Here is a 21497-nt window from a genome sequence, read left to right as displayed (position 1 = left end):
CGTCAGGACTGCTGTTTGCGCTTTTTTTCCAGGTCCACAAGCATGATTATGGTTCTGTAATTGTTGACCAGGATTTCAAAAAACCGTTTTTCATAATCGGATATTTTTGATTTGTAATTGAAGGCAATGATGGAAAGATCGGCCTCATTATAGGTGATAAAATTGTGGATGGGGCCTCCAATGAAATCCAGTACCCTGGGATCCAGGGGGTTTTTTTCGAGAAACTCAGCCTCGGACCCGTAGCCCTCCATATCGTCGCTGATGATCTGTGCCTCTTTCCTTGAGATGTTTATGGGGGCAGGGGATTCATTGTGGATAAGGATAAGGCATGACCTTTCTATACGGGTTTCGGACTGCTTGAAAACATATCCGGAGAGGTTTTTCCCCTGGTCCGCCCGGGTGATGAATACCGCTTCATAATCCTTGAGCAGAAAAGAAGAAAGGTGTTCAAACTCCTCACCGGTGTCAACAATATCCGCAAGATCCTGCATCAGGGCCGATGAATAGCGAAGCAGGTCCTGGAGTCTAAAATCGTATGTTTTTCTCAGGGAAATATCCTGGAACCAGACCAGTATATGTTCCGCCCCTTTGTCCTGGCCCATGCGGGTGGCCTTTATTTTGTACCATTTCATTGTGAGGCCTGAAAAGGCCTCGGTGGAGTGGGCGTGGGATCCTGCCCCTGCGACGTTCAGAATTTCCTCCAGCGCTTCCAGGCTCAGAAAGTCCTTTATATTGGTGACGGCCCGCTGCTCAAACAGTTCAAATGTTTTTCCCACTGATAAAAGGATGCTGCCCCGGGTGTCCATGATGAAAACGGGATCTTCCGCCTGGGCCGGGAGTTCCACCAGGGCATTTAAATGGCGCTGCTGGTATTTTACCTTTGATTTGGAAAGGACCTGGACAAAGAGGGGCACGATAAATGGAACCAGGCTGTATTTGCCGGTGAAAAAGCAGATGATAAAGCCGATAATGGCCGCATTGATGTACAGCTGAAGTTCGGATATCTCTTTCAGGATAAAACTGAAATAGGTATCCCATTCAATCTTTTTTTTTTCCGGCGCCATATTCCGTTATACCTTATATTCGGGAATTTAAAGAATCCCTTCAGTCATACCATATCCTGGCGACGAAGCTCAAGGGGCGGTAAAAAGATCCAAAATTATGTAAAAAAAGTTATAATTATGTAATTCTAAAGAAGTATTTTACCCAAAATATGGAAAAATATTGACAAGTTGGTGTTTTTTTTATAGTTTTGCGCTTTTAATAGTTTCTTATAGCCATACGCGCATATGATATTTACAGGGAGATAACATGAAGTACCTTAATCGAATTCATCATTTCGTTTTGGGCGGTCTATTGGTCTTTTTGGCCTTTTCCCCCCAGAATGTAAGAGGGGAATCCCTTTCCAGGGTGATGATTCTCCACAGCTATCATGAATCGAGTCCATGGGATATTTCGGTGGAGAAAGGGGTGAGGGCCGCCCTTGCCGACGAAAATTATATTGCTGACGATACCTTGATGATATCGTCTTTTTACATGGACACCAAACGGCGCTCCTCAAAGGAATGGAAAATAGATGCCGGGAAAATGGCCCGGGACGCCATTGAAAAAATGAATCCCCATGTGGTGATCGCCTTGGACGATAACTGCCAGGAATATGTTGTCCGCCGCATGCTGGAGACGGATTATACCTTTGTCTTTGCCGGGGTTAACCGTGAGCCTGAAGAATACGGCATCATTGCCGACCGTGACCGGCCCGGCGGCCGGATCACCGGCGTACTGGACCGGGAGCGGTTTTCAGAGAGCCTGGCCCTGCTCCGCAGAATGGTCCCCGGCGTCAAACGGCTGGCAGTGATCTCTGACGGCTCAATAACCGGCCAGCCTGTCGTGGAACGAATCAAAGCCCAGGCGCCGGCCGAGGGGGCTGAAATCGTGGCCTCACTTCGGACGGACTCCTTTTCCGAGTGGAAAGAATTTGTCACCGCCGTGCAGGACAAGGCCGATGCCCTGATTGTGGTTGTCTACCATACCATAAAAGATAGGGACGGCGACCATGTGCCGGCGGAGAATGTCCTGGCCTGGACTTCCCGGAACAGTTCCCTGCCTGATATGGGGTTCTGGACAGATACCGTATCCGATGGCCTGCTCTGTTCTGACGCCATAGACGGGTATGAACAGGGGTATCAAGCCGGTACAATCGCTGCCTATGTTCTGGGCGGACAGTCTGCTGGCGATTTCCCTGTCGACGCTCCCCGTACCGGCCTGCCCTGTATTAATACAGCCCGTGCGGCCAGCCTGGGGATTGAGGTGCCGGCCCACCTGACCAAAACAGCCAAAGTTTTCAGGAAAATGACAGCTCAGCACTGATCAGAGCGCCTGATAGAAAAGTCAAATAAAAGCTAGGATAACAAGGACCTTCCCATGAAAGTGACATGTACCCATTGCGGTAAAAACTATAGTGTCGATACCCATAAACTGCCCCAAGGCAGTTCAAAGGCAAAATGTGCCGGCTGTGGAGAATGGATTTTCATTACCCACCCCGATGCGGCAGCGCCCGTTGAAGACCCCTTTGACGGCGGCCTGACCCTTCCCGATTCCCCCCAGGACTTTGGCGGGGACGGATTTGAAACAGATCCCTTTGAGGCGGATCCCTTTGAAGCGGATGATTTTGACAATACTGGCGCTTTTGCCGGCAGTCCAGGTGACTCCGACTTTGAGACAGGGATGGATTTTTCCGACATGCCTTCAGCAGAGGCATCTGAACCTGCAACTGAACCTGCAAAGGAATCTTCGGCGTCACCTGCCACACCCCGGTCCCGAAAAAAGGGTTCCGGTATTACCACGAAGTTTCTTCTTTTTTCCATCCTGCCCTTTATCATTATCTGCGGACTGAGCTTCAGCTATTTCCGTTATTTTGTCATGCCTAAAATGGATGACCAGGTTACCGGAACCGTTTCAGATGCCATCTGGAGTATCGAGCAAAAACACCTTCACCAGCAGGCCCTGACCACAGCCCGGCAGGTGAGGCAGTATCTTTTCAGCCATCCCGACCTCATGAGCCGCGATTTCAACCGCGACATTTATTTCAAAAAGACAGCGGTCAGAAAGATGGGGACGTCGGGCTATACCTTTTTATACGAACTGCCCGGACCGGACCAGGTATGGCGGTTCTGGGCCCATGCCAACCCCAGGCTGGCCGGAAAGGATATCACCACACTCAAGTCATCCCAGGCGGATTTTCAGGCATATTGGAAGATTCTGACCTCTGCCAAAAGCAAACGGCCGGCCCCAGGGTTTTATGACTGGAAAGACAAGGACGGTGTCAGCCAGTGGTACATGACCACCGCCAGGGTTCGGGGCACCCCCTATGTGGTGGGGGTTACCTCAAAGGCCTCTGAGATTGACGCAAAAGTCGCAGAGGTCAGAACCACCACCCAGGCCGTTATCACCGACGCCATGCAGTGGACGCTCACGGTCATGGGCCTCGGCGCCCTGCTGGCCGCCCTGATTTTTATCTTTTACGGGAGACGGATTGCCAGACGCATCGTTCACCTGGCCGATGTGGCCGACCGGATCAGCCTCGGGGAAGTGGATATCGAAGTTGACGGCGGTGCCAAGGATGAAATCGGAGAACTGGGAGAAGCCATCTCCCGGCTGCGGGACAGCATAAAGGTGGCCATGGCGCATTTAAAGCGCAGGTAATCCGGTTCGGCCAATCCCATATAACATCTAATGGCAGTCAGGCGGGCCGGCGAGGCCGCCCGGCTGTCCAAGGAATGATTAAATGAAAACCCATCGTTGTTATTTAACCCTGTGCATCTGCCTGGGCCTTTGCCTGCTGGCATCCCCGGCCTGGTGCGCAAGTGTAAAACGGATTCTCATTATCCACAGCTACCACGAGGATTTTATCTGGTCAGAGGTGGTCAACCAGGGCATTTTTGAGGCCCTGGAAGAAGAGCGGTTTATTGTCGGGGACAACCTCGAGGTGAAGGCCTTCTATATGGACACCAAAAACCATCCTGAAGTCTCATGGAAGCAGGAGAAGGCCAGGGAAGCCCTGGCCCTGGTCAAGAGCTACGGCCCTGATGTCATTATTGCCTGCGACGACAATGCCCAGGAGTATGTTACCCGTCAACTCAAAGATACCCCCTGGCCGGTGGTCTTCGCAGGGGTGAGTGCCGACCCCACCACCTACGGAGTTGTAGACAGCCTGGATGAGCCGGGACACAATGTCACCGGCAGCCTTGAACGGGAGCGGTTCATCGGGTCGCTCAGGCTATTGAAACGGATTGTGCCGGGGATCTCCAGCATTGCCGTTGTCAGTGATGACGGCCCCACGGCCCTGCCCATTCTCCAGCGTATACGCGCCCAGGTGCCTGAAACCGGCATGACCCTTAGCGGTATTAAAGCCGCCGCCAATTTTGACGAGTGGAAAGCCTTTGTCACCGACATGCAGGATAAGGCCGATTTATTGGTGGTGGCCTCCTACCATGTGGTTAAGAATATAAAGGGCGGTAAAATACCTGCCAATGAGGTTCTGAAATGGACCATTGAAAACAACCACCTTCCGGATGTGGGCTTTTTCCGCTTTGCCGTGGAGGGGGGGCTGTTGTTCTCCGAGGCCATTTCCGGTTTCCAGCAGGGATACCAGGCCGGCAGCCTTGCCGCTTTCATTGCCGATGGCCAGCCACCGGCAGACTTTCCCATCACATCCCCCCGCCGGGGCGAAATCTGCATCAACCTGGCCCGGGCCAAGCAGCTGGGCATCCGGGTGCCGTCGGATATCCTGGGCACGGCGACCCGGTTCGACACCATGGGCGCCCTGAAGTAGTCCAGAGCCCCGGTTCCACACCAAAGATAAAACAAAAAAGAGAAGGGCGGGATCTTGCTTCCGCCCTTCTCTTTTTTTATGCCTTCTGCCCTTTGGGCCTTGCAAAAAAAGGAGACGGCCCGTTCTCCCGGGGAAAGGAGATCGGGCCGTTCCTTTTAAACGAACAAGGAGGTAATATCAGCTACATTCTTTCGAATACAGCCGCAGCACCCATGCCGCCGCCGATACACATGGAAACCACTCCATATTTACCGTTCACCTCTTTGAGGTTGGCAAGACAGGTCGCTGTGAGTTTAGCACCGGTGCAGCCCAGGGGATGACCCAGTGCAATAGCTCCGCCGTGAATATTGATTTTATCCATGTATTTTTCCAGATCCAGTTCCTTAATGCAGTGAAGGGCCTGGGAGGCAAAGGCTTCATTGATTTCATAGATATCAATGTCGTCGATGGTCAGGCCGGCCTGCTTCAGGGCAACGGGGATGGCATATTTGGGGCCCACGCCCATTTCGTCTGACTTGCAGCCCACGGTGGCATAGGTCACCAGGCGCCCGATGGGGGTGAGGCCGAGTTCTTCGCATTTTTCCTTGGAGGCGATGATGGTGGCGGCCGCGCCGTCGGTGGTCTGGGAAGAGTTGCCTGCGGTTACGGATCCGGCTGCGGCAAATACGGTTCTCAGCTTGCCCAGTCCTTCCGGGGTGGAAAGCCGGATGCCGTCGTCATGCTCTACAATAAAGCTTTCTTTTTTGTAGGTGCCGTCTTCCTGCTTTACATATTTGTAGGCAGGGGTGGGGATGATTTCGGTGAATTTGCCGTTATCCCTGGCCGCAGCTGCCTTGGCCTGGGAGGCCGCAGCAAACTTGTCCTGCTCTTCCCGGGAGACGTTGTAGCGGTTGGCCACGTTTTCTGCAGTGATGCCCATGGAAATATACATTTCAGGGTTGGTTCTGGAGTATTCGGGATGGGGGCGGGGCACATTGCCGCCCATGGGCACGAAGGTCATGGATTCGCAGCCCGCACCCATGCAGACCTCGGACCAGCCTGCAGATACCCGCATGGAAGCAAGGGCGATGGCTTCAAGGCCTGAGGCACAGAAACGGTTTACGGTGGCGCCGGAAACCTTGTCGGGAAAGCCGGCCATCTTGGCAGCCACCCGGCCCAGGTTCAGGCCCTGCTCCGCTTCGGGGAAGGCGCAGCCCAGCATGACGTCGTCCAGATCCTCGGCGTTGAGGTTGGGGGTTCTATCCACGGCTTCCTTCATGATGAAGGATGCCAGTTCTTCGGGCCGGGTCTCTTTGAACTGACCTCTTTTCTGCTTGCAGCCCGGGGTCCTTACGGATTGTACAATATATGCGTCTCTCATTTGAATCTCCTCCTTAGTTTCTGGGCGGCCTAGTTTCTAAGCGGTTTGCCGGTTTTCAGCATGTGGTCGATTCTGGCAATGGTCTTTTCTTCCTTACAGAAATCGACAAAGGCTTCACGTTCCAGCTTCAGAATGGTGTCTTCATCCACTTCGGAACCGGTTCTTACATCACCGCCGCTCATGACAAATGCGATCCGTTTGGCCAGGAAGGCATCGTGCTCACTCATGAAGTTGCCGTTGAGCATGTTGAACAATTCTGCGTTAACCATGCCCTGGCCGGCGTTGCCGATGACACGAAGCGGCTTTTTCATGGGGGGAACATATCCGTCGTCCACCATTTTCAAAACTTCTTTCTTGGCTTCGCCGATGAGGTTGTCGCGGTTCATGACGATGCGGTCGGCAAGGCCGAGGTACCCATTGCCCTGGGCCTGGGCAGCAGACATGGAAACGGCGGCCATGCCTATTTTCATGAAGGCCGGGATGAAAATCTTGGCCAGATCGGTGTCTTTTGCCACCTTGCCGGGAAGGGCATCCACATGTTTTTTCCACAGGTTCATGGTGCCGCCGCCGGCGGGCAGGAGGCCGACGCCGATTTCAACCAGGCCCATGTAAAGCTCGGTGTGGGCCACGATGCGGTCCGCACCCAGACAGGTTTCACAGCCGCCGCCCAATACCATGCCGTAGGGGGCTGCAACAACGGGGAAGGCTGCATATTTGGTTGCCTGGATGCCGTCCTGGGCTTTTTTCAGAAAGGCGTCGATTTCAGCATACTTCTTATCGTGGCAGAGCTTGGAGACATAGCCCAGGTCGGCACCGGCAGAGAAGGCTCCGGGCATGCCGCCGGCTTCGTTGCCGATGACAAGGCCGCAGCCGTTTTTATCTACATACTCAAGGGCTTCGCCTATGGTATCAACGATCTCCGCGTTGATGGCGTTCATCTTGGTATGGAATTCAACACAGAAGACATCGTCTCCGATGTCCACAAGGGAAGCGGAGGCATTTTCAAGGACGGTCTTGTTGTTGCCCTTGGCAGCAGCAATGGAGACCATTGATTTGGAAACGGGAACCGCTTTGTAATCCCCTGCTGCAAAGTCAAAGTAGTAACGGATACCGTTTTCAAGTTTGTAGAAGGAGGTGGCGCCCTTTTCCAGCATGGCCATTACATTGGCGGGAACTTCCAGGCCTTCGACCTTCATTCTTTCAACGGCTTCCGCAACGCCGTAAGCGTCCCAGGCTTCAAAGGGACCCATTTCAAAGTTGTAGCCCCATTTCATGGAGTTGTCGATTTCAACGATGGTGTCTGCAATTTCAGGTACGCGGTTGGCGGCGTACTGGAAGGCGTTGGCCATGCATCTCCAGGCAAACTTGGCGCCTTTGTCGTCGCCCTTGAGGACGCAGGCCATTTTTTCAACCAGGGTCCCTTTTTTCTTGGCTTCATCCAGGCAGGGGAAGGTGGGTCTTTCCAGATCTTCGTATTCCAGGGTCTCTACGTTGAGGACCTTTCTGAGCTTTTTCCATTCCGGCGTCAGTTCTGTTTTGTAGAAACCGCCCTGGGTCTTGTTGCCCAGCATGTTCTTTTCAACCATTTTGCCGATGAATTCCGGCAGGTTCATGGTCTCTCTCTGCTCGTCGTCCTCGCAAAGATCATAGGAGTTTTTGGCCACATGGGCCATGGTGTCCAGCCCGACCAGGTCGGTGGTTTTGAAGATGGCTGTTTTGGGGCGGCCCAGGGCCGGTCCGAACAGGGCGTCCACTTCAGGAACGGTGAGTCCGTCTTCAACCATGAACTGGATGGCGGCGCCGATGCCCTGGATGCCGATTCTGTTGCCCACAAAGTTGGGGGTGTCCTTGGCCCAGACAATGCCCTTGCCCAGGTTTCTTTCACCGAAGGTGGCGATGAAGTCCAGGATTTCGGGTTTGGTTTCTGCGCCGGGGATCAGCTCCAGCAGGTGCATGTAGCGGACGGGGTTGAAGAAATGGGTGCCCATGAAGTGCTCTTTGAATTCCTGGGAAAAGCCTTCGCTGATGTCTTTAAGGGGAATACCCGAAGTGTTGGTGGTGACGATGGCACCTTCTTTTTTGATCTTGGCAACCTTTTCAAAAAGGTCTCTTTTGATCTTCAGGTTTTCGACGACTACTTCCACGATCCAGTCGCAGTCGGCCAGTTTTTCAATGTCGTCGTCCAGGTTGCCCAGAGAGATGCGGGCTGCATCCTTTTTGTTGAAGAATAAAGAGGGTTTTGATGCAAGGGCTGCATCCATACCGGCTTGAACAATGCGGTTCCTGGCAGCGGGATCATTTTTTTCTTCGTCTTTCAAGTCAAAAGGAACGATGTCCAGGAGCAGCACATCAACACCGGCGCCGGCGAGAAGGGCAGCAATTCCGCCTCCCATGATTCCGGACCCGATGACTGCAGCCTTTCTGATCTTTCTTACCATGATTTCCTCCTAAAGTTCGGGTATATATTCAACTTTTATGAATGACCATTCATTCCCATTTATCCGAATGGTTTTGGATTGTCAAGGAAAATAATTTTTATTTGCCCTTTGGGGTGTGCGTGAAAATATTAATCAATTTCAAACGCTTGTGATGAATTTTATCGCCGGACACCTGTTCGCTTTATTAATGGGGTCTGAAAAAAGACTTGGTGAATTACCATTCATGAATTAATCTGTATGCTGCTTGTAAAAATAAAACGGGTTTGATAGGTTGAACCTGCATTTTTAAAGGTCATTACAAATTTGAGAGATGGATATGCCCCGTATACATGCAAAGCTACATCCTGATTCACCTCTGAACATTGACTCAGTCGCACGGTCCATTGCAGGGCTTCAGCGGGATAACGGAGATATCCCCTGGCATGCCAACGGAAAAACCGACCCCTGGGATCTTGTGGAATCCGTCATGGGGCTGAATATCTCAGGGTACCATGAACAGGCCCTGGCCGCCCTGGACTGGATGGTGGAAAAACAAAACTCCGACGGCTCCTGGTTTTCCTCATATATGGACGGCGTTCCGGAAGACCGGACCACTGAAACCCACATGGCCTGCTATATGGCGGTGGGGATTTTTCATCAGTATCTCATCACCCGGGATAAGATTCTTCTTGAGCGGTACTGGCCGGCCATGGCGGCAGGGGTCGAATTCGCCCTAAGCCTCCAGGCCCGGTCCGGGGAAATATACTGGGCCAAAAGCCCGGAGGGGAAAACCGATCCCATGTCCCTGCTGGCAGGTTCCTCATCCATTTTCATGAGTCTGAAATGCGCCCTGGCCGTTGCCGGCCTTCTGGGAAAACAAAAAACATTGTGGTCCGATGGCCTGAACCGGCTGGAAGTGTCGCTGCAGGAAAATATCCACACCTATAATGTCTCCAAATCCAGGTTTTCCATGTACTGGTTTTACCCCATTCTTTCCGGGGCCCTGCGGGGTGAAAAAGCCGAGGCCCGCATCGATAAGTACTGGAACAAGTATATGATCGAGGACCAGGGATGCCGGTGCGTATCGGACCAGCCCTGGGTCACCATTGCCGAAACCTGCGAGCTGGTCCTGGCCCTCCACGGCATGGGGAGGAAACAGAAGGCCGGCATTGTCTTTTCCTGGATACAGAACCGGGTATTTGAGGACAATACATTCTGGTGCGGGTATACCTTTCCGGATATGGTCATCTGGCCCGAAGAAAAAATTTCATGGACCAATGCCGTCGTTCTCATGGCGGCGGATGCCCTGTACGGCCTGACCCCGGCGGGTCGGCTTTTTGACCACGATTCCTGGGACGGATACCGGTACAGGGGGCTGGACCGTGATTAAGGACCGCCGCCCCTATTATATCAAGCAGGCCTGGTATAAACTCCAGGCCTTTTACGTCCGCCGTTACCTGGAACCCCAGCTTTTATCCCTGGGGCCCCATCCTTATATTGTAAAACCCTGGCACATCGAACTTTTCGGCGGGCCCATCTCCATCGGCAGCCATGTCACCCTGCTGGGATGTTCCGACAAGAAAACCCGGCTCACGGTCTGGTCCGAAAAAAAGGATATTGAGGGAATCCGCATCGGGGACCATGTACTGATTTCCCCGGGGGTGAGGATTTCCGCGGCCAACAGCATTTCCATTGCCGATTCCTGCATGCTGGCCAGCCATGCCTATATCACGGATTCGGACTGGCACGGCATTTACGACCGGTCCCTGCCCCCGGATACGGTTTCCCGGGTGGTGCTGGAGGAAAATGTCTGGATCGGGGATTCCGCCATTGTCTGCAAGGGGGTGACCATCGGGAAAAACAGCATCATCGGCGCCGGCGCCGTTGTCACTTGCGATATCCCGGCCAATGTGATTGCCGCGGGAAATCCGGCCCGGGTGGTCAGGGAACTGGATGCCGACAGGGAAATGATCACCCGAAAGGACCGGTATTCGGATACGGAGAAAATGACCCGGGTGCTGGAAGCCTCGGAAAAAGCCTTTCTGGACGGCAATACATTTTGGGGATGGGTCCGCAGCTTTATCGCTCCGAAAAAGGAAATGCCCTAAAACGGGTTATAAAAATCCCGGGGATCAATCCGCCAGCATATCTGAAAATTGTTTCAGGCTGAGCCGGATATTTTCAATATCAAAGGTCTCTGCCTGGTGGAAGAGGTCTTCACCGAATGCGGCAAGTTCCCGGTGGGCGGTGTGGGCGGCCAGTTTGTTGATCTCCCTGGCGAAATTCCTGATATCGGATATTTTCATGGCATCCTGCAGGGCCGGCAGGTGGGGAAGAATCTCTGTTTTAAGCCGTTGGGTTAATTCCGGGGACAGCCGTTCATTGACCAGGCCGTGGGCGGGTTCCGGGCCGGGGGTGATCTCTGTTTTTTCAACGGGGCATGGGGAGAGGTGACGGGTCAGCACCTGCATGAGTTCCTCAATGACAATGGGTTTGGTCAGGCAGGAAGAAAAATCGCTCCGGCTGAAGTCCTCATTGAAGGAGGCGTGCATGGAGGCCGTCATGCAGCAGACAGGAATCTCGCCGGTGGCCGGGTCGGCCTTGAGCCTGGCGGCAGCATCAATGCCGTTGAGTACCGGCATTTTTGCGTCCATGAAAATTATTGCAGGCATGTGGGCCCGTGCTTTTTCCACTGCCTGCTGCCCGTTCTCCGCTTCGATGACCCCGAGATTCAGTTTGCCGAGCAGTTCCCGGAGCAGAAAACGGATATCATGCTGGTCGTCCACCACCAATACCGTTTCCCCGGAGAATTGGATTTTGTTCAAATTCACCCTGGGTTTGGCCGGTTCCGGCATCTTTCCCCGGCTGATTTCCACCCCGGGCAGGCGGATGGTAAAGATACTGCCGCCGCCTTTGGCCCCGTCCACTGAAATGCCGCCGCCCATGAGTTCCGTCAGCTGTCTGCAGATGGCGAGTCCCAGTCCTGTTCCCCCGAATTTACGGCTGGTGCCGGCGGATTCCTGCCGAAAGGATTCAAAGATGATTTCCCGTTTGTTTTCCGGTATGCCAATGCCGGTGTCCTCCACCGTGATATGGAGATCGATCCGTTTTTGGGTGCCATCGGATACCGGGTTGGCTTCTGCTTTCAGTGTGATGCTGCCCGCTTCGGTGAATTTTACGGCATTGTCAATCAGGTTGGTGATGACCTGGCGCAGTCTTATTTCGTCCAGGAATAGGGCGTCAGGGATATCCGGGGCCAGGTGAGCGGGAAATGCCAGATTCTTTTTTTCGACTTTTACCTTGAACAGGTGGAATATTTCGTTGAATAGCCGCTCCAGAGAGACCGGCACCCGGTTAATCTGCAGTTTCCCCGCCTCCATTCTGGACAGATCCAGGATATCGTTGATCAATGCCAGCAGGTTTTTGCCGGCGGTGGTGACGGCGGCAAGATAGCCGGCCTGCTGTTTTTCCGTGATCATAGTGGATAAAAGCTCGCTGAATCCGATGACAGAATTCAGGGGGGTCCGGATTTCATGACTGACATTGGCCAGGAAGTTGCTCTTGGTCTGGTTGGCCCTCTCCAGTTCTTTTTCCTTTTCCCTTCGGATGAGGATTTCATTGTTCAAGGCCTTGTTCAGTGCCCGAAGTTCCCGGGTCCGCTCCTCAACCCGGATTTCAAGTTCCTGGTGGGAGTTCTTCAGGGCTTCTTCGGCCTGCCGCCGCTTGGTGATGTTTCTGGAGTTAATGACCATGCCGGATATGGCCGGGTGGTCCAGCAGGTTTTTGGAGATGGATTCCAGGGTGCACCAATAGCCCTCTTTGTGCCTGAATCGGTGGACCATGGGCTGACTCTGAATCAGGGCCTGGGTCCTGAGTTTAAATCTTGGAATGATCTCTTCCAGGTCATGGGGGTGAACGTAGCCGGCTCCGTTTTTTCCCAGAAGGGTTTGGGGGGGATATCCCAGAATCCTTTCGGTGGAGGGGCTGACGTATAAAAAGTTCCCCTCTTTATCAAATATCCATATCAGGTCGCTGGCATTTTCAATGAGGGCCCTGAAATGCTCTTCGCTGTACCGCAGGGCGGTCAGGGTATCCTGGAGCCTGAAAGCCATTTGGTTGAATTCTTTTGCCAGGTGGCCGAATTCATCATCCGAGGTGATTTCAATCCGGGTCTCCAGATTTCCCTTTCCAATGTCTTCGGCCCCCCGTACCAGATTTTTCAACGGCCGGGTCAACTGCCGGGTCAGCAGCATCAGTGCCAGGGATGTGATGAGGGCGGCACAGATGATCAGGGCACAAAGGTAGGGCCTCATCCGGTTGGAGACCCCGTAGACCTCATCCATGGGGTCCACGGCAAGGACATACCAGTTCCAGGCCGGGAAAAATTCGAATCTTGCCAGGCTGTGCCTTCCTTCGAGGGTGATGAACAGGCGCCCCCCTTCACTGGTCATTTTGGCGAACCAGGGCTCCTGGCTCATATCTGTATCTGTCAGGTATTTGTTGGGATGAAAGACAATCGTGCCGGAGTGGTTGACAGCAAAAATATACCCCTGGCGCCCGACCCGGATGTCCCTGATCTGGGATATGGCATCCAGCTTGGCTTTGGCAATGCTGGCGGTAATGGTTTCAAGGCCGTATTCGTGAAGGATGGTTTCCTGGGTCTCCACCATGTCAAGGGCCATGGCCAGCCGGGTGTCCAGCCATGTTTCGCCGAGGTCCAGCAGGGCGGACCTTGAAAAATAATAGGTGGTGCCGGCGGTGGCGATTAAAAAGAAAAATACCAGGGGAAGGGTGGTAAAAAGTATTTTTGTGTAGGTATTCATCGTTTAGTTGTATTAGTATGCCGGATATGAAGAAATCAAGCAAAAACAGATTAATGCCCCTGCACAGGGATCGGTTTCCGGGCAATACCCTTTTCGACAAAATAGCCAGAACGGTGTGCATGGCCGGGGTACTGCCCCGAAAGGAATTGTACGAGGCCTGGGAAACGGCCAAGCGGATCCGCCGGAGATTCAGGGGGGGCAGGGTGGTGGACCTGGCCTGCGGCCACGGCCTGTTGGCACATATCATGATCCTTCTGGACAATACCTCCCCGGGAGCGCTGGCCGTGGACACCGGCATTCCCGACAGTGCACTCCGGCTCTCCCGGGTGCTGGCGGACCAGTGGCCCCGGCTGGCGGAGCGGGTGGAATACCGGTGTGCCGATTTGGCCGATGTGGCGCTGCTGCCGGATGATCTGGTGGTGTCGGCCCATGCCTGCGGCAGCCTGACCGATGCGGTCATTGAAAAAGCCGTGGCCGCCCGGGCCAGGGTGGCGGTGCTGCCCTGCTGTCATGATTTGACTACCTGCGACGACGGCGGACTCTCCCCTTGGATGGCAGGGGATCTGGCCGTGGATGCAGTGCGGGCGGTGAAGCTGGCCGCTGCCGGCTATGAGATCCGGACCGCAACCATCCCCTCCGAGGTCACCCCGAAAAACCGGTTGCTCATGGGCCGCCCTTGCTCTTAAAACGAAAAAATTATGCCCGTCCGGCCCTTGACTGTTGAAAGGACCTGGGCACTCTAGTTCTGGCACCGCCGGTCAGATTAACGCCCCGGTTTTAGGGTTTAATCATCTCCGCCGCCATCTCCGTCATCGTCGGAATCGCCGTCTGAGCTTCCCATGCTGAAAGAGAACAGGCCGCCAGAGCCCTCTTTTTCCTCATCCGCCCAGTATTCATCGTCCCTCAGCCTGCGTTCCGCATCTGTAATTTTCCCTTTTTTGCCCCCCTTCCATACGGCAAAGGCAATGAACAGGGCCATGAAAATGGCGCCGCCGATAATTTCTCCCATTGGACTTCCTTTCCTTTGGTTTTTTGTTCATTTTCCTGTGGTTTCTATATCCTGCTGGATCAAAGCCCATCAAAATTGATGTGGCCCCAGCCACCGCTGGACTGGTCCACAATTCTGACCTGGGCGGACCTTCCCTGGAAGGCGGATACATCCCATTTAACAGGGGATAGGGTTTCCCTGCATTTGCCCGTTGCCTTTTTAACTGCCTTGCCGTCAACCAGCAACTCAACCCGGACTTTGCCCATATCACACCCCCCGCCGATGAGGAATTCCAAACTCGTGTCGGAGATGACAAAGGGCTGGGAGACCAGGGTGCCCTGGGGGCCGTCCCCCTGGACGCTGCCGGCAGGTGAGGCGGGGGTGGGCCTATTTTCAAATCCTCCGATCCAGAAATTCCCCCTGTGCTTTGAGGGCTGGCCCCGGTGGCGGGCTGTGGGATTGTCCCCGAAGGTGGGCTGATGATCAAAGGCCGTACCGGTTTTGTTCCACCCTTCAAGGGTACCGGTTTCAAATCCAAAGTTCACGGGCCCGGCATCAGGCCTGGCATCAGGCCCGGCATCAGGCCCGGCATCAGGCCTGGCAAGAGAGGCCGGCTTAAGGGAACCTGATTTCAGGACTGAATCAGGCCTGCCCGAACCGGCCACGGTTACGCCCACAGCCCCGCCGGGAATATTTCCCCAGTCATTGCCCTTCCATTCATATATGCCAAAGCCCCCGTAGACATGGTTGATGCCAATTACCAGGGCACGGGAAATGCCCAGGCCAATGTCCCTTGCTTTGCCGGGCAATTCATCCCAGGCCCTGCCGTTCCATCTGTAGATGCTTCCGGCATTGTTCAGGACCCAGGGCATGCCCTGGTGATCCACATCAATTCGTATTGCCCCGCCTCCCGGGTTTTTGGCCCAAGCCCCGCCGTTCCATCTGTAAATACCAAATCCTCCGGGCATGGAATCCACCCCGATGACCCAGACCGAGCCATCCGGCCCGATTCCGATATCACTGGCTTTGCCGGGTAATTCATCCCAGGCCCTGCCGTTCCATCTGTAGATGCTTCCGGCATTGTTCACGACCCATGGCATACCCCTGTGATCCACATCAATGCGGGTTGCCCCGCCTTCTGGATTTTTGGTCCACGTTCTGCCGTCCCATTTGTAGATACCAAATCCTCCGGGCATGGGATCCACCCCGATGACCCAGACCGAGCCATCCGGGCCGGCTCCGATATCCTTTGCCAGGCCGGGCATCTGTTCCCAGTTGCTGTGGTTCCATTTATAGATGCCGTTCTGGGAATTAACCACCCAGGGGGTATCCATCCGCTTTGGCGGGGCTGGCGGCGCCGGATACGAAGTGCCCAGTGCCTGTTGCTTTTCTGGTACAGGTTTGGCGCTTGCCTCCCCCGGAGCAACTGCTGCGACAGGGGCTGGAGATGGCGTTGACGGTTTGGTCCCGGCCTTTGGGGAAGCCGGTTCTCCAGAATCCGGAACCGGCAGGGTTTTGTTGATTTTTTGGAGTTGCCGGATATCCACAACCGCCTTATTTTTCACTTCTTTGGCGGCTTCCTTGGCGGAAGAGGATTGGTGTTCCCTGATTTCAGATTCAGTGGGGATCCCCCAGGGAGACGTATCCGCCAGGGCCGCCTGGGCAAAGGAAACTGCCAGGATCAGGGTCAAGGTGAGTGTTCTCATGGTTATTTTCCCTCCCCGGGTGGTGTTGGCAGGGCGGTCCAGTGGAATGCCTTTGCCTTGCCGTTGTCAATATATCCGTTGATCTGGTTGTTTTCCATTTTTCCAAGGACCCGGGTCTTGGTGGACATGCCCTGGGGGGGACCGCCAGGATACCATTTGCCGTCCACTTTTTTAAAAAACCACATATTCCCGTTGGTCAGCTTGGTCTCAAGGGCGCCGGTTTCCGGATTAAAGGCCCCTTGAAATGTCCCTTCAAGAACAGCCTTGCGGGATTCGCTTCCACGGGTTTTAATCTGTGTGCATTTGAATTCTCCGTCCACAGATGTCTGGTCCTTGCCGATGCGAATCTTGATTTTACCTGTGAACCCCTCTTCTTCTCCCATGGGGCCTTCAAAATAGGACCCGCCTGAAGCCGCCTTTTTCCGGGCCTTCTGAGCCGCTTTTTTCTGGGCCCTGACCTCTTTTTCCCTGGCCCATTTTTGTTCTTGAATCTCCTGGCTCATCCTGAAGTGGATCCGGGGGGGAGGCATGTGGACCACCACCTTGGAATTGCTGGCCCTGGCATCCCCAAGTACCTGGGGGGTGCCATAGGTCCTATAGGTGCCTTTCTTACGATCGAATTCTGCCTTCTGGTAGGTTCCGTAGATGTCCTTGTTGTCATCGTCCATGACATAGTAGGCATGGGTGGGCTGGGTCAATGTTTCTTTATCCAGTGAATAGAGGACAAAATTTTTGAGTATCACAAGTTCCTTGAACTTGTTTCTGCTTTCCCAGTCGTAAAAGGTTTCGGCCACCACTTCTTCAATGCGTCTGCCATCGGCGCTCATTTTTATGGTGACATGTCCCCATTCCTTGTCCGTGGTGCCGGTGTTGGCTTCCCAGTCATAATCGATCACCCGGGCCGCCCCTTTGGTCCTGGTGATTTTCCCTGCCATGTCCGTGACTGTGGTTTTTCTCAGTTCCGGCCAGATGCCTTTGGTGTAATCTGCATCCCCGCCTGCCGCCACCACTTCCACATTCTCATATACCGGGCGGGTAAAGTCATGGGCCAGGGCCGCCAGGGGACTGTCAGGTCCCGGGCCCTTGATTTTGACATCCACCCTGGCCGGCACAGGATAGATACCGGCGGTTTTGGGGCTTTTGGTGTACCAGATATTGGGTGTTGCTCCGGGTTTGCCTGGAATGCCGAAATTATAGTCCACTATGACTTTGGCCGGAGTCCCCGTGATATTCTGGAACAGATTTTCCATGGAACCGGCCACCATCAGGAAATTGTCCTGGGGATTGTCCATGGAAAATTCAACCACCACAGATTCCCCTTCGCTGGGAATTTCAATGGGAGAGGGCTCCCGGTTCAGGATCAGGGGGGTTGATTTTAGAAATTCCAGGTAAACCCCGTACTGGTGCAGCCCTTTTTCAAGCCTTGCGGCCTGGTCCTGGATATAAGTTTCAGCCGCTTGGGCCTCTTTCCTGGCCGCCTCCTCTTCTGCCTTGATCCTTTCCCTGGTCTCTCTGAATAAGGCGCGCAAGGGGGCTAGGTCATTATTTTCATGGGCGTTTATGGCGGCCAGGGCTTTTTGGGAAGGGACCCCGGCACTGATCAGCTTCTGAAAAAGGGTGGACCGGCTCCCGGCATCCTGCTCCCGGGTATAGGCCGCCAGGTGTGCCTCTTTGAGTTCTCCTTCAGCCCAGGCATCTACCATGCGTCCCGGGGCGTTTATGGAATAGACCGCACCGTCATATATTCCCGTGGCCATTCCCTTTCCCGTGGCCTTTGTTCTTTCCCACAGGGTATCGTCTGCCTCAAAGGTTTCCGTCACCAGGACAGGGGCCTCAACCTGCCGGCCTTCAGCCCTCAGAAGGTTTGCCTTTCTGTCCAGAAGGGTGAGATCTCCTGACAGCATGGCATTGGAGACGTAGGCCCTGGCCTTATCTGCAGGCATGCCGGCCCGTCTGAACCCAAGCTCCCACCGGGTCAGATAGGCGGCCATATTGTTCCGGTTGGCCATGGCTATTTTGTCCCGGGCATCCATATAATCCTGTGAAGTCTGTGCAATGTGCTTTCCCGTGCCAATGGCCCCCTGGGTCACATACTGGTCCGCAATGGTCAGGGCGGCATCCGTGAGGGGGATTTTACCTGCCACATAATCTTCCACGGTCTGGCAGGTCTGGCCGATATCGGCGATCTGCATGATTGCCCCAAAGGCTTTGGCAGCCTTCTGCTTTACAGAAGCCGGCCGGGACAGTTCCATCTGCCGGATTTCAACATCTATGGCCTCGGGGGTGATCTTTTTTTGGGGCGGCGGGATCTCCTTGACCACTGCCTTGTTGTTCTGCATTTTTTTTGCGGATAAAAATTCTTCGTTGGCGGCCCGGGTCTGCTTCATCTTGGTCACCGTATCAACGATTTCCTCTTCGATCTTAAGGCGGACCGGGTCATCAGGGGACATGGATGCGGCTTTGGCCCTTAAATCCACAATATCTTTTTTGGCCTGGCGGAAGACTGTCTGCTCTGCTGCGGCAAATACATCTTCGCTCACCCGCCGCATGCGCTCGGCCTGTCCGGCATCGCCAATGGATATCTTTCCCTCCTTTACCGCCTGGAGCCTGCGCTTAAACTCTGCCGGGCTCTCTTTAATGCCGTTCTGCCTGAGGATTTTTTCCAGGGTATCCCCATCCACCCGACCCATGTCCAGGGTCTTTTTGGTGCCCTTGGCCATGCCCTGCATCTTTGAAGGCTCCCTGACCAGCCCCTCTCCATCTGCGGCAAGACCTTTTGAGGCTTTTTTTCTGTGGTCCTGAATCTCCACATATTCAGTACCCACCTGCTGTTTTACCAGTTTTCCGTCCTTCCGGATCTTCATGGATTCCGAGACATAGGTTTCCGGGTTACGGGCATCCACCTCAACCTGGATCTGGTGGTACTGGGTCCCGGCCCTGGGGGCCATTCCCTCTTTGTTGATGGTCAGGTCAAATTCTCCTTTGATTTCCAGGGTGCCGGCCTTGGATTCCACCGGTACAATGGATTTTTTACTGGGATCCGGGTTATACAGCCCCATTTCCCTGAGCACGTCTTTGACCTTTTCCGCGGTATTGGATCCGCCTCCCATATCCCGGTCACCGGCCATTCCCCGGTGGCCTTTTTCACCGAATTTGGTGCCGGCCGTATCCTTGAGCTGGCTTGAGGCCTTTCCCTGGCTGCCCTGCACCCGGGCATTGGCCTCTTTGATCAATACCTCCTGGATTTCGTTTCGCTGCCCGGCAAGGTCGTGATTCCGCTTCCCATGGCGGGCCATCTCCCGGTCATAGAGAAATTGTTTCTGGGCATCACTGGCCCTCATCGTCTTGATTTGGGTTAGGCGTTTATTGTGAAAATCAAGTTCGCTTTTCCACTGGGTGCTGACGCTCACGTACCTGATCCCTTGGGCCATGAGTTCTTTGGAAGAATAATGGATACCCGCATTCAGAGCGGGGGGTGAAAAAAAAGAAAAGAAGAAAAAAAGAAGCGGCAGAATATAAAGGGGAAAAACAGGTTTCTGCATACAGGTCTCCTTTGAGTTCAGGTGTCAGTTGCGGTCCGCATCAAGCCGCCAGCATCTGTTGGATTTAGGAACAATTGCGCTGAAACGTATTAAATGCTTATAGGGGACCTTCAAGGGCATTGTCAATGATTTTGAGGCCCTGGCAGGTTGGGGGAAGGTGTTTTCGTCCCGGTCTCAGAAGGCTTTGATATCCCCCAGGGCAGAAAAACCCACTATATAGTCCAGGCTGATATGGACCCGGTCACGGTTGGCCTTGATGCCACCGGTCCGGCTGTCGTAGATATACCGTTCCTTTGATACCTCGGTATCGGTGATGTCGTGGGCATCGGCATCGGTCAGTACCAGGGAACTTTCCGTGACCCGGTCCAGAATTCCCAGGTAGACCCAGTTGGAGCGGGTATCCACCACCACCTCTTTTCCCGTGAACCGTGATAAATCTTCTTTCATAATTCCTCCTGTTGAGCCATAGGCTATCACATGGAAATTTTCCCTGAAAGGGGGCGGGGAATAAATTTTGTTTGATGCAAGGACCGGGTTTCCGCTATATTCATCCGATGGCGACTTTGTCGAAATCATTGGGGAATACGGGGGCAGACAGGCCGGTTGCTGTGGCTGCCTGCCCGGACTGCGGGATGGCCCAGGCGATTCCTGACCTGCCCTTTGGGGCGGCTGCCCGCTGCTGCCGCTGTGATGCAAGGCTCGCCGGTCACCGCGGGGATACCGTCCAGAGGACCCTGGCCCTGGCCCTGGCCGGGCTGGTTCTCTTTTGCATTGCCAATGCCTTTCCCTTTCTTTCCCTTAGGCTTGAGGGCCAGATCCGGGAGACCTGCCTTTTGACCGGGATTGTCGAACTTTACCGCCAGGGATTTGCAGGGCTTGCCGTTCTGGTGCTGGCCACCTGTGTGGCGGTGCCCCTGGCGCAACTGGCAGGGTTGGCCTATCTGATGGTGCCCGCTGCAGCCGGCAGGGCGGCCCGTCATACCGCACCGGTCTTCAGGCTCCTGGTACGCTTGAAACCCTGGGGGATGATCGAGGTGTATATGCTGGCCATTCTCGTGGCCATGATTAAATTGGCCAAGATGGCCGATATTGTGGCCGGCCCCGGCTTATGGGCCTTTGTGGGGCTGATCGTGGTTGTGGCGGCGGCCTTTTCCGGATTAAATCCGGAGGATGTCTGGCAGCGGCTGCCCCGGCAAAAGGTTCCGGAGCCCTGGGGGGGGGCATTGACCGCCTGCCATTGCTGCGCATTGACGACGCCCCTGGCGCCGTCAGGGGAATCCGGCAGATGTCCCAGGTGCGGGGCCCGGCTCCGTGCGGTAAAACCCTTGAGTCTCCAGCGGACCTGGGCCCTGGTCCTGGCGGCCGTTGTCTTTTATGTGCCGGCAAATATCCTGCCCGTCACCATTACCCGGACGCTGGGGGCCGAGCAGGCGGATACCATCATGAGCGGCGTTATTTATTTCATGCTGTCCGGCTCATGGCATATTGCCCTGATTATTTTTACGGCCAGCATACTCATCCCCATGCTGAAGCTGTTGATCTTGATTTATCTTTTGTTGTCGGTGCAGTTCAGGTCCCGGTGGAAGCCCGGGGATCGGACCCGGCTCTACCGGTTCACCGAAGCGGTGGGGCGCTGGTCCATGGTGGATGTCTATGTGGTCACGGTATTGGCGGCCCTGGTCCGGCTCTCCCCCCTTGCCTCGGTGGCGGCCGGTCCGGGCGCTGTTTATTTTGCCGCAGTGGTGGTGATCACCATGGTTGCGGCTGAAAGTTTTGACTCCCGGCTGATCTGGCAATATGGGGATCCCGGGGAAAACCCAAGGATATGAG

At 54.5% G+C, this 21497-nt stretch carries 15 protein-coding genes; 7 read left to right on the top strand and 8 right to left on the bottom strand.

Going from position 1 to position 21497, the window contains the following annotated elements; genetic code table 11:
* Positions 1 to 2: 2 nt before the first annotated feature.
* Positions 3 to 1064, bottom strand: coding sequence for a hypothetical protein (locus tag HUN04_12150; protein ID WDP90405.1), 1062 nt, complete (start codon positions 1062 to 1064; stop codon positions 3 to 5).
* 247 nt (positions 1065 to 1311) lie between these two features.
* Between HUN04_12150 and HUN04_12145 the strand changes: the two genes are divergently transcribed.
* The 3 genes from HUN04_12145 to HUN04_12135 all read left to right on the top strand — a co-directional run bounded on the left by HUN04_12145 (position 1312) and on the right by HUN04_12135 (position 4831).
* Positions 1312 to 2367, top strand: coding sequence for a hypothetical protein (locus tag HUN04_12145; protein ID WDP90404.1), 1056 nt, complete (start codon positions 1312 to 1314; stop codon positions 2365 to 2367).
* Between the two features lie 54 nt (positions 2368 to 2421).
* Positions 2422 to 3702 carry a zinc-ribbon domain-containing protein gene (locus tag HUN04_12140; GenBank protein WDP93270.1) on the top strand — a complete coding sequence of 427 codons (1281 nt, stop codon included), beginning with the start codon at positions 2422 to 2424 and terminating at the stop codon, positions 3700 to 3702.
* Between the two features lie 82 nt (positions 3703 to 3784).
* A complete protein-coding gene (locus HUN04_12135; protein WDP90403.1) occupies positions 3785 to 4831 on the top strand; it encodes a hypothetical protein in 1047 nt (348 codons plus the stop codon).
* A gap of 181 nt (positions 4832 to 5012) precedes the next feature.
* On the opposite strand, the gene HUN04_12130 is transcribed toward HUN04_12135, so the two are convergent.
* Both HUN04_12130 and HUN04_12125 read right to left on the bottom strand, forming a co-directional pair.
* Positions 5013 to 6191 (bottom strand): thiolase family protein, encoded by a 1179-nt coding sequence (locus tag HUN04_12130; GenBank protein WDP90402.1) that lies wholly within the window; start codon positions 6189 to 6191, stop codon positions 5013 to 5015.
* A 29-nt stretch (positions 6192 to 6220) separates the two neighbouring features.
* Positions 6221 to 8629, bottom strand: a complete 2409-nt coding sequence (locus HUN04_12125; GenBank protein WDP90401.1) for a 3-hydroxyacyl-CoA dehydrogenase/enoyl-CoA hydratase family protein — start codon at positions 8627 to 8629, stop codon at positions 6221 to 6223.
* A gap of 316 nt (positions 8630 to 8945) precedes the next feature.
* Between HUN04_12125 and HUN04_12120 the strand changes: the two genes are divergently transcribed.
* Positions 8946 to 9998: a phenyltransferase domain-containing protein gene (locus HUN04_12120; protein ID WDP90400.1), complete on the top strand. Its 1053-nt coding sequence runs from the start codon at positions 8946 to 8948 to the stop codon at positions 9996 to 9998.
* Positions 9991 to 10716, top strand: coding sequence for an acyltransferase (locus HUN04_12115; protein WDP90399.1), 726 nt, complete (start codon positions 9991 to 9993; stop codon positions 10714 to 10716). The genes HUN04_12120 and HUN04_12115 overlap by 8 nt, the downstream gene beginning before the upstream one ends.
* Positions 10717 to 10740: 24 nt before the next feature.
* Here HUN04_12115 and HUN04_12110 read toward each other — a convergent pair whose 3' ends face one another.
* Entirely contained in the window at positions 10741 to 13431 is a 2691-nt protein-coding gene (locus HUN04_12110) for a PAS domain S-box protein (GenBank protein ID WDP90398.1), read from the bottom strand.
* Positions 13432 to 13457: 26 nt separating this feature from the next.
* Between HUN04_12110 and HUN04_12105 the strand changes: the two genes are divergently transcribed.
* Positions 13458 to 14117, top strand: coding sequence for a methyltransferase domain-containing protein (locus HUN04_12105; protein ID WDP90397.1), 660 nt, complete (start codon positions 13458 to 13460; stop codon positions 14115 to 14117).
* A 98-nt stretch (positions 14118 to 14215) separates the two neighbouring features.
* On the opposite strand, the gene HUN04_12100 is transcribed toward HUN04_12105, so the two are convergent.
* The 4 genes from HUN04_12100 to HUN04_12085 form a co-directional block, all read right to left on the bottom strand.
* A complete protein-coding gene (locus HUN04_12100; protein ID WDP90396.1) occupies positions 14216 to 14440 on the bottom strand; it encodes a hypothetical protein in 225 nt (74 codons plus the stop codon).
* Between the two features lie 59 nt (positions 14441 to 14499).
* A complete protein-coding gene (locus HUN04_12095; GenBank protein ID WDP90395.1) occupies positions 14500 to 16125 on the bottom strand; it encodes a hypothetical protein in 1626 nt (541 codons plus the stop codon).
* 2 nt (positions 16126 to 16127) lie between these two features.
* Positions 16128 to 19667: a hypothetical protein gene (locus tag HUN04_12090; protein ID WDP90394.1), complete on the bottom strand. Its 3540-nt coding sequence runs from the start codon at positions 19665 to 19667 to the stop codon at positions 16128 to 16130.
* Positions 19668 to 19841: 174 nt separating this feature from the next.
* Positions 19842 to 20114 (bottom strand): hypothetical protein, encoded by a 273-nt coding sequence (locus HUN04_12085; protein ID WDP90393.1) that lies wholly within the window; start codon positions 20112 to 20114, stop codon positions 19842 to 19844.
* Positions 20115 to 20221: 107 nt separating this feature from the next.
* On the opposite strand from HUN04_12085, the gene HUN04_12080 reads away from it, so the two are divergent.
* Positions 20222 to 21496 carry a paraquat-inducible protein A gene (locus tag HUN04_12080; GenBank protein ID WDP93269.1) on the top strand — a complete coding sequence of 425 codons (1275 nt, stop codon included), beginning with the start codon at positions 20222 to 20224 and terminating at the stop codon, positions 21494 to 21496.
* Position 21497 lies beyond the last annotated feature (1 nt).

It is taken from the genome of Desulfobacter sp. (genome assembly GCA_028768525.1).
Taxonomy (GTDB): Bacteria; Desulfobacterota; Desulfobacteria; order Desulfobacterales; family Desulfobacteraceae; genus Desulfobacter.
This window is presented reverse-complemented; position numbering and strand designations above follow the sequence as displayed.